Here is a 17828-nt window from a genome sequence, read left to right on the forward strand (position 1 = left end):
AAAAGTAATAGTTATTAGTAATTACCTTGGTAATTGAAGAAGGAGCGATAAAGTTAAGGCAATCAAATTCTGGATTAAAAAATGTAGATAAATGATAATGTTCAAAATCACAGTTAAACTCTACGGCGTGAATATGTAATTCACCTTTCATAACACATTGAACATTTTCATGTTCATGCATTGCATGCGAAATTTTCACAAAATAAGGCCCTAGTAAACCGACCAATAAGATGATGGCCACTATAGAATTTACAATTTTGTGTTTTGTTAAACTCATGTTTGCAAATCTAACCCATGCATGTTGCAAAAAACTGTTAAAGAACTATTAAATTATGTCACTAAAAAACCTAGTCCAATTCTTTTTAGCATCTTTTTTTCAAAAGCCCAGAAAAATTTAAATTGTCCAAATAACCAGCCATAAATTACCAATAACACCTGGTAAAAGGGAAAAATCAGAAGAATCCGCAAAACTATATATAATGTGTTTCCCCACCAAGTTTCAGAAAAATTTGCTTGATCTAGTCCTATAAAATCCAGAAAAGGCTTAGCGACGTATACAGATGAAGAGCCGGTAATGGCAAATACGAAGAATATGATAATCAATTGAAAATTGTTGGTAATGCCCCAACGTTCTTTTAACCTTTGCATATTATTGTTTAAAGGCTGTAAAGATACTTCTTAAATACGTGGTAAAAAAGGACCTAAACGTTGATTGTACTTTCTTTGGAAATAAATAAAATAATTGTATAATTTGTAGTTCACCTCGTATCCATAATCAATATTTTGATTGTAATCTATTTGAAGTTCATAAAGATTGGGGTTATAGCGCATAGGTTGTAATACGCGCTGGTTCCATTCCACGACCATCAAATAATTTCTATTTTCCAAAAATTCCTGTGAATAATAACCTTCTGGTTTGGCAATGGAATTCAGCCAAGTGTTAAAACCGGGTTCTATTATAATGATTTCATATTCGGTCTTATCGCTTGCAATCGTTATTGTATCACCTTTAACTTGTTCAAATACCGTTTTCTCAGCACTGGAAATAGATACCGCTTCTTTGCTACTACCGCAACTGGATATAAAAAATACATAGATGCAGGAAAATATTGAAAATGTCAGTTTATAAATTTGTTTCTTTTTCATAGGATTTAAAATACAAAAAGCCGCTTGCAATTGCAAGCGGCTTTTTTATACAGGTAACCGTTAATTTATTTTCCGAACAATCCGCCTAAAAGGCCACCTAAGCCCCCTTGCTTTTTGTTACTGCCCATTACCATACCGGCAACATCGTCCAATATACTACCATCACCGTCCGCGTCCAATAAGGTAGTGATCAAACTTTGGTTTTCTTGGGGTTGACCTCCGAGCATACTTCCAAGCAAGGCGTTCATTCCAGAGGAATCGCTAACATTACTTTGTGCGGTTTGCTTTCCTAGGTAACCCATTACAATAGGTGCAGCAATCTTTAATATTTGAGCAATAGAACCGGCATCCAATCCAGATTTTTGGCTCAGTGCATTTTCTACCTGTGGTTGTTTGTTACCAAAGACATGGCCAAGTATACCGGCACCGTCCTGTATTACATTGTCATCTACGCCACCATCAAACAGGCCTCCTAAATTATCTAATATTCCTCCATTATGCTTACCGGAAAGTGCACTCATTAATCCTTGTGCCCCTTCTGGAGAAGATACATTTTTCTTCATTGCACCTAATATTAAAGGCATTGCCATACTAAGCACATCTGCTGTTTTACTTTCGGGTTGGTTGGTTTGCCCTGCAACCCCACTTATTAATTGTTTGCCCATTGGGCTGTTCAATAGATCTAATAATCCTGCCATTGTTATAGTTAATTTAATGTTCGCGGCTTAAAGTACAAAAAGAGTTAGAAAAAAACGCTATTGAGCACTTATTTTAATAAGGAAATTATTTGTTCTGCCAGTTCAAGGCCTATTCTTTCTTGTGCTTCTAGCGTTGCTGCGCCAATATGTGGGGACAACGAAATACTTGAATGCATCAATAATCGCATTTCTGGATTTGGTTCTGATTCATAAACGTCCAAACCGGCAAATGCCACGGTGCCGTTCTCCAATGCTTCTACCAGTGCCACCTCATCCAATACGCCACCACGAGCGGCGTTAATGATTCCAACACCTTGTTTCATCTGGGAAAACTCCGCTTTACCCAATATATAATCCTGTTGATCCGGTACATGGAGAGAAATGTAATCAGATTGCTTCAAAAGCTCTTGCTTAGGTGTATTTTGCAAGGTAAACGCTACTTGTTGGCCATCATAAAAAGATAGATTGATCTGTGCACTTTCTACCTCTGGATCACAATAGACAACTTTCATGCCCACACCTAAGGCTATACGTGCTGTAGCTTGGCCAATATTGCCAAAACCAAAGATGCCCAAAGTCTTACCGCGTAATTCTGTTCCTTTTGAATAAGACTTTTTAAGACCTTTAAAATTGGTGTCTCCTTCAAGGGGCATATTTCTATTGGCATCATATAAAAATCTAGCTCCACCATATAAATGTGCAAAAACCAATTCTGCCACAGATTCTGAAGAGGCAGCAGGAGTATTGATTACATGTATACCCTTTGCCCTTGCATAGTCTACATCAATATTATCCATACCAACTCCACCACGGCCAATTAATTTAAGGCTTGTGCACGTATCAATAACATCTTTTCTGACCTTGGTGGCACTTCTGACCAACAAGGCATCTATATTATTGTCATTTATAAAGTTGATCAGTTGTTCTTGGGCAACCGTTGTGGTCAAAACTTCCATCCCGGCCTTTTCCAAAGCTTCTATCCCATTTTTGGATATACCGTCATTTGCTAAAATCTTCATTTCTTTTTAATCATTTAATTATAGAGTCCGTACAGCCTTTATCGACATCTTCAACAACTTTTTGAGAACTATCCCTTACGCTCCATTTCACTCATTACGTCCACTAATACACCTACACTTTCCAAAGACAGGGCATTGTACATACTAGCCCTATAACCACCAACGGAACGATGGCCGTTGAGCCCATTAATACCTGCTTCTTTCAATAACGTTTCAAAAGTGGATTTTAAACTTTCATCGGTCAGGTTAAAAGTAGCGTTCATTATGGAACGGTCCTCTGTATTTGCATATCCTTTAAATACCGGATTTAAATCTATTTCCGAATAAAGTAAGCGTGCTTTTTTCTCATTAATCTCTTCAATGGCCGCTATACCGCCGAGTTTTTTAAGCCATTCCAAAGTCAACATGGATGTATAAACTGCAAATACAGAAGGTGTGTTGAACATACTGTCCTTGGAAATATGTACTTGGTAGTCTAGCATTGAAGGTATTGTTCTGGAGACCTTGCCCAGTATTTCCTCTTTTACAACTACCAATGTGGCACCTGCTGGGCCCATGTTCTTTTGGGCTCCGGCATATATCAAATCAAATTTTGAAAAATCCAATTGTCTTGAAAAAATATCGGAACTCATATCACATACCAAGGGGGCATCCGTTACCGGAAATTTTTTAAACTGCGTACCGTATATGGTATTGTTTGATGTTATATGTAGGTAATCCAATCCATTTGGAACTGCATAGCCTTTTGGTATATACTTATAGTTTTCATCTTTTGATGAGCCAACTTCAACAACTTCACCATATAGTTTGGCTTCTTTAATGGCCTTATCGCTCCAAGTACCGGTATTTAAATACCCGGCCTTGGTCTCCATTAAATTATTGGCTACCCTTAAAAATTCCAAACTGGCACCACCTTGTAGAAATAAGGCTTGGTACCCTTTATCCTTAAGGTCTAAAAGTTCCAATGCCAAGGAACGTGCATTTTCCATTACAGCAACAAAGTCTTTGCTTCTGTGAGATATTTCTATGAGAGACAATCCGGAACCATTAAAATCCATAACGGCTTCCGATGCCTTTATAATAACTTCTTTTGGTAAAATACAAGGACCTGCGCTAAAATTGTGCTTTTTCATTTTGGGTGTAATTTAGGGAAGCAAAGGTCAGGATTTTTTCAATAATCAGCGATATTGAAATGTATTTAATTCGTTAGGTTGCCAACAGGAACTCAACAGTATCCAAACCATCTGCATAATCCGTTAAGGAAGGTGTCTGCGTTGTACCAAATGCCACTTCAGCATCCAGAAAATTAGAGGATACTATGCATTGTATTTTTTCACTGTCTGCACTCAGCCTTTTTTGTAATTCAGCAGCATCTTCATAATACTCATAAAATAAGGAGGATATAGGGGATGCATAACTTTCATCTTCTTTTAGGATAAGAAATCCGTTGTCCAATATCTTAAATTCGCTCATGAGGTACACGGCCTTATTGTAGTCATAATTGTTCGCGTACTTATTATGGTTGATAATCTCGTTGTAATTGAACATTGCCTTATAAAATTGATCGATCTCATAATTTTTAGGAAGGAAAATTTTTGAGACACTCCTGCAGCCTAGTCCAAAATACCTAAAAATGTCTTCTCCTAGGGCGGTCAGTTCTTTGTGCGATTCCTTTCCACTTAAAACGGCAACAGAATTTCTGTTCTTTCTGATTATATTGGGTTTTTTGCTAAAATAGTACTCAAAGTACCGTGCTGTATTATTGCTTCCTGTTGCTATAACCGCATCAAAATGGGTTAGGCGCTCTTTGGTAAAAACAACCTTGTCCTTAAAATAGGGCTCTATGGAGCTTAAGTATCGTATTAGTAAAGGAATCAGTTTTTGGTCGCTACTAGACAGTTTCACCAATGCCTTGTTGCCTGTTACCAGAACGGACAATAGATCATGAAACCCCACCAAGGGTATGTTGCCTGCCATAATTAAGGCTACCGTCTTTTTTTGGTTACGTTCAAGATCATAAGTGCTTAACCAGTTCTCCAGATTTGGTTGTGTAAGTGTATTGCCCCAAGTGCTAAAGGCATGAATACAGTTATCCTTGGTGAACCATCCGTTATAATGATGGGCCATTTCAACCTCGGTCCTGAATATGGAAAACCATTCATCATCAGTAGTGTCCAATCTATTTCCGGATTCAATATATTCACAAAATGATCTTAAAAAATCACCAAGTTTAACAAAAGCTTTGATAGTAAGGTTGTGATCGCTCATTATATTTGTATACTAATCCACTAGGAATTACCTTTGTGCAAAAATAAGCATGCCCGTTCTTTTTTGGGCATTTTAATGTAGAAGAAATTATGGCGATTATAATAACCGATGAATGTATTAATTGTGGGGCCTGTGAACCAGAATGTCCAAATACTGCGATATATGAGGGTGCGGATGAATGGAGGTATAGTGACGGCACCTCATTAGAAGGGGAAGTTGTATTACCGAATGGAAAACAGGTTGATGCAAATGAAGTACAGGAACCTATTAGTGATGAAGTATATTACATTGCTCCGGACAAATGTACCGAGTGTATGGGCTTTCACGAAGAACCACAGTGTGCAGCTGTGTGTCCGGTTGACTGTTGCGTTCCGGACGATGACCATGTAGAATCTGAAGAGGTGCTATTGGCCAAACAAAAATTTATGCACCCGGAAGATTAATATATTTTTACCAATATTGGAAAAGGCTGCCTGTAAGGGCGGCCTTTTTTGTACGTATTAATTTATATGTGCTATTTATAGCGATACGAACTACACCTACTATTAGTTATATTTTTTTATAAAATACCATGTAATTTCACATTGATCAATATAACAAAAAAAAAGGCCACCTATGCACAGGTGGCCTTTTCAAAATAAACTAACTCAAACTAGAACTTATAGTTCAACGAAAGGTTGAACATGGTTCCTAATTGGCTAAAGTGGTATCCATCATATGTCATTTGAGAATACCGTTGGTTAAATGTTATTAAGTTAGACTGATTCTGTACTTGTGCAGGATCGGCCAAAATAGCGTCTCCGGCTGCGTTTTTGGATTTGAAGCTCCATTCTGGTAAAACATTCAAAATATTATTGATGTTCAATGCCAATGTCAACTTATCCGTAGCGCTGAAATTAACTCCTAAATCAGTAACAATTTTTGGTGTAAACTCGGTAAAGATATTATTGTCCATACCTTGTTGTTGAAAGGTAGTCTTACCAAAATAGGTGTTGTTCAAAGAGATGCCGAATTTATTGATATCGTAGTTTGCACCTAAAATCCATTTTGTCTTTGGACGAGAAGTGAAGAACAAAGCTTCTTGAGTCTCGTTAACTACAGATTGTCCAGAATTGGCAACCAAAGGAACATCTTTTACAGGTCCGTCTCTTTCATTCTGTATGGTATAGTTTCCAGAAAGGTTTAGGTCAAGACTTCCAGCTCCTAAATCAATTCCTTTATATGCCAATACTACATCTATACCAGAAGTTTTAGTATCAATAGCATTGGAAAAGAAGCTAACATCGCTTAAGTTGTTATCGGCCAAAAGGATATCCAACGGATTGTTAGCGTCACCACTTGGACCAATTTCAGAACCTAAAACAATTCTATCCTTAACGGCTATATTATAATAATCCAAGGTATAGCTGAACTTGTTTGCTATTTTGCCTCCAAAACCTACTGTAAAGTTTGTGGATGTTTCAGCATCCAATTGTGGTATTCCTAAAAGCTTTGCCTGTGTAGATACATTGTTGATCAACCCACCTACTTGAATACCTTGTCCAGGTACAAAACTGTACTGTGCTTTTTGGGTATAGATTTGGTGTAGGGTAGGAGCCCTGAAACCAGAAGAAATAGACCCCCTTAAGGTAAATGCGTCGTTTACCTTATATCTTGAACTGAACTTATAAACGAATGCATTACCAAAATCCGAATAATTTTCAGTTCTTATGGTACCGCTTAATAAAAACGCATCAGTCACATCATAATCCAAACTTAAGTATCCACCAATATTGTATCGGTTAAATTTACCAGAGTTTTGTGGAGAGGCTCCTGCAAATGAATCTGCACCACCACCGTCATAAGAGGCTAGTTCACCTTCAATAACTTCAAAGGTCTCTGTTCTAAACTCTGCACCAACACCAATACTCACTTTGTCTGAAAGTAACCTGGAAATATCAATGTTACCTACATTGTGCGTAAACTTGGTTCCTCCCGGATCAAAGGATTGTTGACTATTTTCCCTGTATAATTGAGAGCCTTCGGTAATTTCACCATCATCCACAGAACCGTTACCATTTGCATCTACCCAAGTAGATGGGGAATATACCACATTTCTGTTATGGGATTGGTTTACCTTATATGTCTGCAAGTTGCCACCAGTGGTAAAACTTGCATCTATATTCCAATCGTTTATGGTGGATTTAAAACCAACAGTACCATTATAATCGCTTAAAAGACCTTCAAAGGTTGGTACGTAACCATCATACCCATTTGGGGTATTAGGATTGTTTCCAGGAAAGAAATCAGCTAAATAAGGAAAATCCTCAACCGTTCTCCAATAAGGTGTTCTGTAGTTGGCAAAACTATTTACGGCCTTGTATACATAGGCTGCATTTGCGTATAATGAAGTATTCTCACTTAAATCATATCCAAAGTTTGCAGAAAATTTGGCTGCTGCGGTTTCCGGTGACCCGTTAATGTTACCGGCATCTGGTCTTCTGGAAAGGAATGACTGTACATCGGCAATATCAGCTCCAAAATCTGCCGCTTCACCAGCTGCATTGACCGTACCCGGCCTATTGGCCAAATTAACCTTTGAGAAATCTACCGTATAGTTTATGAATCCTTTGTCATCTGCTATGGATGAACCGTTATTAACCGCAACACCGAACATTTCACCATCTCCTTCAGAGGTAATTCCTGTTCGAACAGTTGCAGACCCTTCATTTGGGGAATCTTTTAAAATAATGTTCATTACACCTGCAATTGCATCAGAGCCATATTGGGCAGATGCACCATCTCTAAGAATTTCAACTCTTTTGATCGCATCTGTAGGTATTGCGGAAATGTCCGCTCCTGTCTCACCACGACCTGGTGAAGTTTGTGTGTACAATAACGCACTTAAGTTTTTACGTTTGCCATTAATCAATATCAAGGTTCTACTTGGACCCATATTTCTAATTTCATAAGGGTCTAATAATGAAGTTGCATCGTTAACAGGTGTTTGCACGGTGTTAAATGAAGGTATTCTATATTGAAGCGCTTTATCAAAAGTAACCTGTCCGGTAGAATTTAATTCTTTTACACCAACAACGTCAACAGGTAAGGGAGTATCCGTATTACTTCTTGGTGCTGTTCTTGATCCTACAACAATAAATTCATCCAATTGCATACCTTCTGTCAATTGCACGTTGATTGTGCTCTTGCCCGCAGTGGCTATTTCCTGTGTAGCAAATCCTATATAGCTAAAAACCAACTTGGTGTCATCTGTAATATTTATGGAATAATTACCGTCAAAATCTGATGTTGTACCGTTGGTAGTACCTTTTTCTACAATATTTACACCTGCAAGTGGCATACCTGAGGCATCCGTTACCTTACCTGTAATCGTATTTTGCACTTCTTCGTTAAGTGTTAGTGCGGAAAGGCCGTTCTTATATGAATCAACCTTCAATACTTTGGCACGTTCATTTTTTTTATGATAAACTACATAATATTTATTGCCCAGATATTCAAAATCAAAACTTGTTTTACGCTCCAATTTATTTATAATCTTGTCCAATATTGGAAATTTATATTCCTCAGGGTTTAAACTGGTACTGGCTACCAATGTAGGATTATAGGTGAAAAATACTTCGTACTTTTCACTGATCTCGTTTAAAAACTCGTCTAGAGTCACCTCTTTGTCGAGCTTATTAGCTGCTGTCATATTAATACTACTTGAAATAAGCAGTACTGCAAGCAGTGTTTTTATTAATTTGTTCGTTCTCATAAATAGTATAGTTTTAGTTATTAATAGGGTTTTCTGTTACTTGTAAAGTGTCATTTTTATGAATAATTCTAGTGCCGGTCGCTTTTTCGATCGCCGCTATACAAATTTTTAGGTTTTGGTTAGGAATACCTCCGGATATAGGAATATTTTTTAATGAGTCATTGGAATAAAGCACCTTAATGCCATATGTATTTTCTATGTTGAACATAACTTCCTTTAAAGGAATTTCATTAAAAGCGTAAGTGCCACCCCTCCATAGTGCATAAGGTGTCTTAACGGAAACTTTTTTATGGATAAGATTTTCGCTTTCCTTGGAAAATGATACCAGCTCTCCCGGAATCATTTTGGTTACGGTACCGTTGTTGAACTCCAAATGTATAGACCCTTCGTCTAGGACTACATTGGTTTTTTTCTTTCTTGTGTTTACATGGAATTGCGTACCTAAGACCTCTACCTTAAGGTCTTCCGTTAGTACCCAAAATTTGGCATTGGTGCTCGGAATGGATTTTACCTTGAAATAGGCCTCACCATCCAAAGTAATTAATCTAGGATTATTTTTATTATAGGATATCTTGGAATTACCGTTCAAAACTACAGAGGTGCCATCTGGTAATTTCAAATCAATAATTTCCCCAAAATTTGTTTTATGTGTTGTAGTGTTGTAATTATTGAACAATGATAACCCGTTCCAGCTTAAAAGTATTAGGAAAATAGCTGCCGTTGTCAACAAAAAAATCTTTTGGGACGAGCGTAAAGATTTTTTTGGCTTTACCGCAGGTTCTTCTATGGCTAATTTGGGCAAGATTTTGGCAAGCTCATGATCAACCTTTATTTTATCTGGATATTGTTGGACAAAACTTACACCTAGTATAATAGATTTAGCGCTTTCTACTGTCTCTATATGCTGTGGATTGTTCCTAATCCAAAGATTCCAGTATTCTATATCATTCTTGTTAAGCCCTCTGGCCCAATTTTCAAACGAGGCATCTTCTAGGAAGAAAGATAAATTAAGGTCGTTGTTTTTCATTTAATAGGGTGTTCATACTTAAGAGTGTTCAATCTTAATTATATACCCTATTATTTTTAATTTTTTTTCAAAATTGTTTTAATCTGTTGATTTTCAGAAGATACGCGTAGTTTTTTCATTGCCTTTTGTAAGGTGTTCAGTACGCTTTGATAATTCATGTCCATAACTTCTGCAATGTCCGTTATGTTCATTTCACTATAATATTTTAAATAGATAACTTCTTTTTGTCGTGGAGATAATTGATTGATCAAGCTGTTTAGGGTGCGGGTACATAAAAATTGTACCTCTTGATGAATGGAAATCTCTTCAGCAGAAAAATTAAAGTTTGTCTTGAATAATTGTGCTTCTGAAATAGGTACATTTTTTTGATTGCTCTGCAATTGCTTAATTAATCTTCTTTTAAAGGATACAAATAAATAGGCCTTTAAATTTTTAATGTTCCTTGGTTTATCCCGTTCCTCAAACAATTGTATAAAGAAGTTTTGAAGACAATCTTCCGTTATTGCAGGGGAACTGCTAATCTTTGTTCCATATACATGTAACTGTGGATAGAATTTTTTAAAAAGTAACGAAAACGCATTGTGCTCGCCTTTTTTAAAAAAATACCATAAGGTTTCATCAGAATGTAATTCCATAATTTTCCATGTATTCTGGCTACAAAGTATAGAATTTTTTCTTAAAAAGTGTTAATTGTGTATATTTTGTTCTGCGTATGGCTAAAAAGTTTGACTATTAATCAAAATATTAGTAAAGGTTTTTTTGGAAGTTTAGCAGTTGTTTAGACTTTAAAATGTTCAACTAAAAACTATATTTGCACCCTTGAAATATTCTTTATTATGAAAGCAGGTATTGTAGGATTGCCCAATGTTGGAAAATCGACTCTTTTTAATTGTTTGTCCAATGCAAAAGCACAAAGTGCAAACTTTCCATTTTGTACTATTGAGCCTAACATTGGTGTGGTCAATGTACCAGATTCTAGGTTGGAAAAATTAGAGGAGCTGGTTAATCCAGAAAGGGTGTTGCCCGCTACGGTAGAAATTGTAGATATTGCAGGGTTGGTAAAAGGAGCTAGTAAAGGAGAGGGGTTAGGGAACCAATTTTTAGGGAACATTCGTGAAACCGATGCAATTCTCCACGTACTGCGTTGCTTTGATAATGATAATATTGTTCATGTGGATGGTAGCGTTGACCCAATAAGGGACAAGGAAACCATTGATATGGAGCTACAACTAAAAGACCTGGAAACCGTAGAAAAAAAGCTTGAAAAAGTTAAAAGGGCGGCAAGGACCGGTAATAAGGATGCCCAAAAGGAAGAGGCTGTGCTTCTTTCCGTTAAAAACGGTCTTGAGGCAGGAAAATCCGTTAGGGCAATTAAAATTGATGATGAGGCTAGGGCAGAATTTGTTAAACCCCTACAATTCATTACCGACAAGCCTGTTATGTATGTTTGTAATGTAGATGAAGATGCGGCCGCTACCGGTAATGACTATGTAAATAAGGTAAAAGAAGCCGTTGCCGCAGAAAATGCAGAAGTTATTTTTCTAGCTGTTGGCACGGAAGCGGATATTACGGAGCTGGAAACTTATGATGAGCGCCAAATGTTTTTGGAGGACTTAGGGCTTGAGGAGCCAGGTTCTGCAAAATTGATCAGAGGGGCTTACAAATTATTGAACCTTGAAACCTATTTTACCGCAGGTGTCAAAGAGGTCCGTGCTTGGACTATTCCTGTTGGCGCTACAGCACCACAAGCGGCAGGAGTTATCCATACCGATTTTGAGAAAGGTTTTATTAGGGCGGAAGTTATTGCTTATGACGACTACGTTGCTTATGGAAGTGAAGCAAAAGTTAAAGAAGCAGGTAAAATGAGAGTTGAGGGAAAAGAATACATTGTTAAAGATGGTGATGTAATGCATTTCCGTTTTAATGTCTAGGTTTCATAGATCATAAGACGGTCCTGCAATAACTTAACTTCTTTTTCCAAAGAATTTATTTTTTGTAACATATTGTTTAAGGTCGCTATACCTTCCAAATTAATTCCTAGGTCATTACGTAGTCTATGAATACGTTCAATTTCTACAATTTGTTGGGTTTGAATATATTTCTTGTGCTCAATATGTTCTATCTCTATCATTTCAAATTCCAATAGGTCTTCTATGAATTCAAGTGGTGTCTGGGTGCGTTCGCAGTACACTTCTATTTGTATATATCTACTTGTGTCCATATTATTTTAATTCTGATAGTTGTTTAAACAATTCTTTTTCTTTTTGAGAAAGGTTGGTTGGCATAGTTATCTTATAGGTGATGTACAAATCTCCATGCAAACCTTTCTTCTTATAAACAGGCATTCCTTTTCCTTTTAATTTTACCTTGGTATCGTTTTGCGTTTCTGGTTTTACCTTTAATTTTACCTTACCGGTCAAAGTATGTAATTCTATAGTGCTACCTAAAATGGCATCATAAAGAGTAATTGATTCATTTTTATATAAATCATTGCCAACTCTTTTAAAATCGGTATTATTTATAATTTCAAAAGTTAAATATAAGTCGCCTTTTGGTCCACCGTTCACACCTTCGCCACCGTAACCTGTAATTTTTATTGTTTGTCCGTCTTCTACACCAGCAGGTATGTTGATCCTTATTTTCTTGTGCCCAAGATCCAAGGTTTGCTTTTGATCCTCTAAGATATCCAGAAGGTTTAGCTTTAACGTTGCGTTTAGGTCCTGGCCTTTGAATTGGGTTGTTCGTCTACCGCCACCACCACTAAAGCCTCCACCGCCAAACATTGATTCAAAAAAATCAGAAAAATCTTCAGTAGACCCTGTATTGCCGGTATAGGTTCTTCTATTACCTCCCGGGGAATTACGTTGTTGCCGTTTGGCCTGCTCAAAGGCTTCTGCATGTTCCCAATCTTTGCCATACTCATCATACTTCTTTCTTTTTTCAGGGTCGCTCAATACTTCATTGGCTTCATTGACCTTTTGAAATTTTTCTTGGGCACTTTTGTCATTTGGGTTTAAATCTGGATGTAATTTTCGGGCAAGCTTGCGGTAGGCTTTCTTTATTTCAGCCGGTGTGGCTTTCTTGTCTATTTCAAGAATTTTGTAATAGTCTATAAATTCCATAAGTGTGATATATGTATTTAAAAGTAAAAAATGGTTTATATTTTTACAATGACTTATATCATTAAAAACTGACTCATTTATTTTGATTTTTATCGCAATTATCGAAACCTGATTTTGTATAATGGTAGTGGCTATCAACAATAAAGGAGTTTTTATTGTTAATTACTTTAACAGTTAGGGGTTTTATGTTTTGTCCAGTGGCATTATCTTTAGCAACACTTTCATAAATTTTTTTTTCATGTCCCAAGACACTACTAAATATACAGAAGACAATATACGCTCGCTAGATTGGAAAGAACATATCCGATTAAGGCCTGGTATGTATATAGGTAAACTGGGAGATGGCTCATCTGCCGATGATGGTATTTATATACTTTTAAAAGAGGTTATTGATAACTGTATTGATGAATTTGTCATGGGTGCGGGTAAAACCATTGAAATCTCAATTAAGGATAAAGTGGTCAAGGTAAGGGATTATGGTAGGGGCATACCTCTTGGTAAGGTGGTAGACGTAGTTTCCAAAATGAATACCGGTGGAAAATATGATAGCCGGGCCTTTAAAAAGTCAGTAGGTCTAAACGGTGTAGGTACAAAGGCGGTTAATGCTTTGTCTAGTTTTTTCGAGGTACAATCTTCTAGAGATAATCAGGTTAAAACAGCTCAGTTCAGTTCTGGTAATTTAGAGAACGAAATTGGTCCTGAAGAGTCTTCTAAAAGAAAAGGTACAAAAGTTACCTTTATTCCTGATGAGGCGATATTTAAAAACTATAAATATAGAAATGAGTATGTGGAACGCATGCTCAAGAACTATGTATATTTAAATCCAGGTTTGACCATTGTCTTTAATGGGGAAAAATTTCATTCTGAAAACGGATTGAAAGACCTTCTCGAGGACAATAATAATATGGAAGACTTGCTTTATCCTGTTATACATTTAAAAGGAGAGGATATTGAGGTAGCACTGACCCATAGCAAGACACAATACAGTGAGGAATATCATTCATTCGTCAATGGACAGCATACCACGCAAGGAGGTACGCACCAAGCTGCATTCAGGGAAGCTATCGTTAAGACCATTCGTGATTTTTATGGTAAAAATTATGATGCATCGGATATAAGAAAATCTATTATTTCCGCAATTTCCATAAAAGTTATGGAGCCGGTTTTTGAGAGTCAGACCAAAACTAAGCTAGGGTCAACGGATATGGGAGGAGATTTTCCTACCGTACGTACCTATATCAATGATTTTATTGGTAAATACCTAGATAACTACCTTCATAAAAATACGGAGACGGCAGAAAAGCTACAACGTAAAATTATGATGGCCGAGAAAGAGCGCAAGGAGCTTTCCGGAATACGAAAGTTGGCTAGGGATAGGGCCAAAAAAGCCAGTCTGCATAATAAAAAATTACGCGATTGCCGAGTGCATTTAAGTGATATGAAACATGACCGTAGATTGGAAAGTGCCTTGTTCATCACAGAGGGTGATTCCGCATCTGGATCAATTACAAAATCCAGAGATGTAAATACACAAGCGGTATTCAGTTTAAAGGGTAAGCCTTTGAACTCCTATGGTATGTCCAAAAAAATTGTATATGAAAATGAAGAGTTCAATCTGTTGCAAGCGGCATTGAACATAGAGGAGTCCATTGAGGATTTACGTTATAACAATATTATTATCGCGACCGATGCCGATGTGGATGGTATGCACATACGGTTGTTATTGATTACTTTTTTCTTACAGTTCTTTCCGGAACTTATTAAGGAAAATCATTTGTACATTTTACAAACACCATTATTTAGGGTACGCAATAAAAAGGAGACCATTTATTGCTATAGTGATGAAGAGCGTCAACATGCAATCAATAAGTTATCCGGAAAACCGGAGATTACAAGATTTAAAGGATTGGGTGAGATTTCCCCAGATGAGTTCAGGCATTTTATAGGTGAAGATATAAGGTTGGAGCCCATTATGTTGGACAAGGCCATGTCCATAGAAGAATTGTTAAGTTTTTATATGGGTAAAAACACACCCGACAGACAAAAATTTATTATAAACAATCTTAAAGTTGAAGTTGACTTAATTGAAGATAAAGTAATATAAACTAAGAAAATACGATTACTTCTGAATGGAAGAAAATGACGATTTGAACGAAGAAATTAACGATAATCTTTCTGAGGATAATAGTGTAAATACTGAAAATTCCGAAGCGTTGACCAGGGTATCTGGCATGTATAAGGATTGGTTTTTGGACTATGCATCCTATGTAATTTTAGAGCGGGCGGTTCCTGCAATTGAAGACGGATTTAAACCCGTGCAGCGCCGTATTATGCACTCGTTGAAGGAATTGGACGATGGCCGTTACAATAAAGTGGCCAATGTAGTTGGTCATACCATGCAATACCACCCCCATGGTGATGCCAGTATAGCAGATGCCATGGTGCAGATCGGACAAAAGGACCTGTTGATAGATACTCAGGGAAACTGGGGTAATATTCTAACAGGTGACCGGGCCGCGGCGTCTAGGTATATTGAAGCACGGTTGTCCAAGTTTGCACTGGAAGTAGTGTTCAGTCCCAAAATAACCGAATGGCAGGCATCATATGACGGCAGAAAAAAAGAGCCTGTAAATTTGCCGGTAAAATTTCCCTTGTTATTGGCGCAAGGAGCAGAGGGTATTGCGGTAGGTCTTTCTACTAAAGTATTGTCCCATAATTTCAATGAACTTATAGACGCTTCCATAAAGCATTTAAAAGGGCAACGATTTAAGTTGTTTCCAGATTTTCCTACGGCGGGTATAATAGATGTTACCAATTATAACGATGGTTTAAGAGGTGGAAAAATCAGGGTTCGCGCAAAAATATCACAGTTAGACAAGAATACGCTGGTAATCAACGAGATACCTTATGGTAATAATACCGGTAGTTTAATAGATTCTATTCTAAAGGCCAATGAAAAAGGGAAGATAAAAATTAAGAAAATTGAGGATAATACCGCAGCGGAAGTTGAGATATTGATTCACTTACCTGCCGGAATATCCCCAGATAAAACCATAGACGCCCTTTATGCCTTTACGGCCTGTGAATCCTCCATTTCACCATTGGGTTGTATTATAGAGGATAACAAACCATTGTTCATAGGTGTTACTGAAATGCTTAAAAGGTCTACGGATTCTACCGTTGATCTGTTAAGGCAGGAACTTGAGATTCAATTGAACGAGCTTGAGGAACAGTGGCATTTTGCATCATTGGAACGTATTTTTATTGAGAATAGGATATATCGTGATATAGAGGAAGAAGAAACTTGGGAGGGAGTCATCAGTGCCATTGCCAAAGGACTGGAGCCATTTACCAAACATTTAAAGCGTCCTGTAACTGAAGAAGATATTACTAGGTTAACGGAAATACGTATTAAAAGAATTTCCAAGTTCGATTTGGATAAGGCGCAACAACATTTAGAAAGCCTTCAGAAACGCATTGCAGAGGTAAAACACAACTTGGCAAACTTAGTGGAGTTTGCTATAAATTATTTCAAAAATCTTAAGGAAACCTATGGTAAGGATAGGGGTAGAATGACGGAGATTAGGGTTTTTGATGATATTGAAGCCACTAAAGTAGTCATACGTAATACCAAACTTTATGTAAATAGGGAAGAAGGTTTTGTAGGTACATCCCTTAAAAAGGATGAATACGTGACCGATTGTAGTGATATTGACGATATTATCGTCATTACCAATGAAGGTAAAATGATGGTGTCCAAGGTGGATTCAAAATTATTTGTAGGTAAGGGTATTATACATGTGGCCGTATTCAAGAAAAAAGACAAGCGTACTACATATAATATGGTCTATAAGGATGGAAAAGGTGGACCTACTTATATAAAACGATTTAATGTCACCAGCGTAACCAGGGATAGAATATATGATTTAACAACGGGTAAAGCCGGGTCTCAGGTTTTATATTTTTCTGCCAACCCTAATGGTGAGGCGGAAATTGTTACCGTTTTATTGCGCCAGGTAGGTAGTATCAAAAAATTGAAATGGGACGTAGATTTTTCAGATGTACTTATAAAAGGTAGGGCTTCAAAAGGTAATATTGTCACTAAATATTCCGTAAAGCGTATAGAGCTAAAGGAGAAAGGGGTTTCCACGCTAAAACCAAGAAAAATTTGGTTTGATGACGTGGTACGAAGATTAAATGTTGATGGTAGAGGTGATTTATTGGGTGAATTTAAAGGGGATGACCTACTATTGGTCATCAACCAAAAAGGTATAGCTAAGACATTCTTGCCGGTCCTGACCTCACATTTTGACGATGATATGATCGTATTGGAAAAATGGATTCCCGAAAAGCCGATATCGGCCATTTATTGGGAAGGTGAAAAAGAACGATTTTATGTCAAAAGATTTCTAATAGAAAACGAAAATAAGGAGGAGATGTTCATTTCAGAGCATCCAAAATCCTATTTGGAATTGGTGTCGACAGATTGGAGACCAATGATAGAAATTGAGTTCCCTAAGCCAAGAGGCAAAGAAGCCAAGGAAAGTGAACAGGTTGATTTAGAAGATTTTATATCGGTTAAAGGAATAAAAGCTTTAGGTAACCAATTAATAACAGAAAAGGTAAAGAGCATCAATAGCCTTGATCCTTTGCCCTATGAGCCCGTTGAACCCCAAAAGCCAGAAAATATTGAAGTGGTAGATGAGGAAGCCATAGGGTCCAATGACAACATCGTTAAACCAGCGGACGGAAAAGAACTTCCGCCAGAAGAACCCAAAACACTATTTGATTAAT

The 17828-nt window shown here is 37.1% G+C and carries 15 protein-coding genes; 4 read left to right on the top strand and 11 right to left on the bottom strand.

The window, feature by feature from the left end; all coding sequences use genetic code 11:
- Positions 1-330 precede the first annotated feature (330 nt).
- The 6 genes from JM81_RS01660 to JM81_RS01685 form a co-directional block, all read right to left on the bottom strand.
- Positions 331-648 (bottom strand): DUF6787 family protein, encoded by a 318-nt coding sequence (locus JM81_RS01660; protein WP_089260504.1) that lies wholly within the window; start codon positions 646-648, stop codon positions 331-333.
- A 30-nt stretch (positions 649-678) separates the two neighbouring features.
- Positions 679-1146 carry a DUF6146 family protein gene (locus JM81_RS01665; protein ID WP_144800434.1) on the bottom strand — a complete coding sequence of 156 codons (468 nt, stop codon included), beginning with the start codon at positions 1144-1146 and terminating at the stop codon, positions 679-681.
- Positions 1147-1211: 65 nt separating this feature from the next.
- Positions 1212-1844 (bottom strand): DUF937 domain-containing protein, encoded by a 633-nt coding sequence (locus JM81_RS01670; protein WP_144800435.1) that lies wholly within the window; start codon positions 1842-1844, stop codon positions 1212-1214.
- Between the two features lie 68 nt (positions 1845-1912).
- Positions 1913-2863 (bottom strand): D-2-hydroxyacid dehydrogenase, encoded by a 951-nt coding sequence (locus JM81_RS01675; RefSeq protein ID WP_089260502.1) that lies wholly within the window; start codon positions 2861-2863, stop codon positions 1913-1915.
- 68 nt (positions 2864-2931) lie between these two features.
- Positions 2932-3996: a 3-phosphoserine/phosphohydroxythreonine transaminase gene (gene serC / locus JM81_RS01680; protein WP_144800436.1), complete on the bottom strand. Its 1065-nt coding sequence runs from the start codon at positions 3994-3996 to the stop codon at positions 2932-2934.
- Between the two features lie 73 nt (positions 3997-4069).
- Positions 4070-5131, bottom strand: coding sequence for an acyl-CoA reductase (locus JM81_RS01685; RefSeq protein WP_144800437.1), 1062 nt, complete (start codon positions 5129-5131; stop codon positions 4070-4072).
- A gap of 89 nt (positions 5132-5220) precedes the next feature.
- Between JM81_RS01685 and JM81_RS01690 the strand changes: the two genes are divergently transcribed.
- Positions 5221-5574 carry a 4Fe-4S dicluster domain-containing protein gene (locus tag JM81_RS01690; RefSeq protein WP_089260499.1) on the top strand — a complete coding sequence of 118 codons (354 nt, stop codon included), beginning with the start codon at positions 5221-5223 and terminating at the stop codon, positions 5572-5574.
- 209 nt (positions 5575-5783) lie between these two features.
- Here JM81_RS01690 and JM81_RS01695 read toward each other — a convergent pair whose 3' ends face one another.
- From JM81_RS01695 to JM81_RS01705, 3 genes are read right to left on the bottom strand one after another with little or no spacing between them, the layout of a single operon-like run.
- Complete coding sequence (locus JM81_RS01695) at positions 5784-8885, bottom strand: TonB-dependent receptor (protein WP_261374932.1); 3102 nt, start codon at positions 8883-8885, stop codon at positions 5784-5786.
- A gap of 13 nt (positions 8886-8898) precedes the next feature.
- Entirely contained in the window at positions 8899-9912 is a 1014-nt protein-coding gene (locus JM81_RS01700) for a FecR family protein (protein ID WP_089260498.1), read from the bottom strand.
- A 56-nt stretch (positions 9913-9968) separates the two neighbouring features.
- Positions 9969-10547 (bottom strand): RNA polymerase sigma factor, encoded by a 579-nt coding sequence (locus JM81_RS01705; protein WP_089260497.1) that lies wholly within the window; start codon positions 10545-10547, stop codon positions 9969-9971.
- Positions 10548-10748: 201 nt separating this feature from the next.
- Here JM81_RS01705 and ychF point away from each other — a divergent pair, with 201 nt between their 5' ends.
- Positions 10749-11843 (top strand): redox-regulated ATPase YchF, encoded by a 1095-nt coding sequence (ychF, locus tag JM81_RS01710; protein WP_144800438.1) that lies wholly within the window; start codon positions 10749-10751, stop codon positions 11841-11843.
- On the opposite strand, the gene JM81_RS01715 is transcribed toward ychF, so the two are convergent.
- Complete coding sequence (locus JM81_RS01715) at positions 11840-12133, bottom strand: chaperone modulator CbpM (protein WP_144800439.1); 294 nt, start codon at positions 12131-12133, stop codon at positions 11840-11842. The genes ychF and JM81_RS01715 overlap by 4 nt on opposite strands.
- A 1-nt stretch (position 12134) precedes the next feature.
- Positions 12135-13034: a DnaJ C-terminal domain-containing protein gene (locus JM81_RS01720; protein ID WP_144800440.1), complete on the bottom strand. Its 900-nt coding sequence runs from the start codon at positions 13032-13034 to the stop codon at positions 12135-12137.
- A gap of 238 nt (positions 13035-13272) precedes the next feature.
- Here JM81_RS01720 and JM81_RS01725 point away from each other — a divergent pair, with 238 nt between their 5' ends.
- Both JM81_RS01725 and JM81_RS01730 read left to right on the top strand, forming a co-directional pair.
- A complete protein-coding gene (locus JM81_RS01725; RefSeq protein WP_089260493.1) occupies positions 13273-15138 on the top strand; it encodes a DNA topoisomerase IV subunit B in 1866 nt (621 codons plus the stop codon).
- A gap of 25 nt (positions 15139-15163) precedes the next feature.
- Positions 15164-17827: a DNA gyrase/topoisomerase IV subunit A gene (locus JM81_RS01730; protein WP_144800441.1), complete on the top strand. Its 2664-nt coding sequence runs from the start codon at positions 15164-15166 to the stop codon at positions 17825-17827.
- Position 17828: the final 1 nt, after the last annotated feature.

This window comes from Maribacter sp. MAR_2009_72, assembly GCF_007827235.1.
Classification (GTDB): domain Bacteria; phylum Bacteroidota; class Bacteroidia; order Flavobacteriales; family Flavobacteriaceae; genus Maribacter; species Maribacter sedimenticola.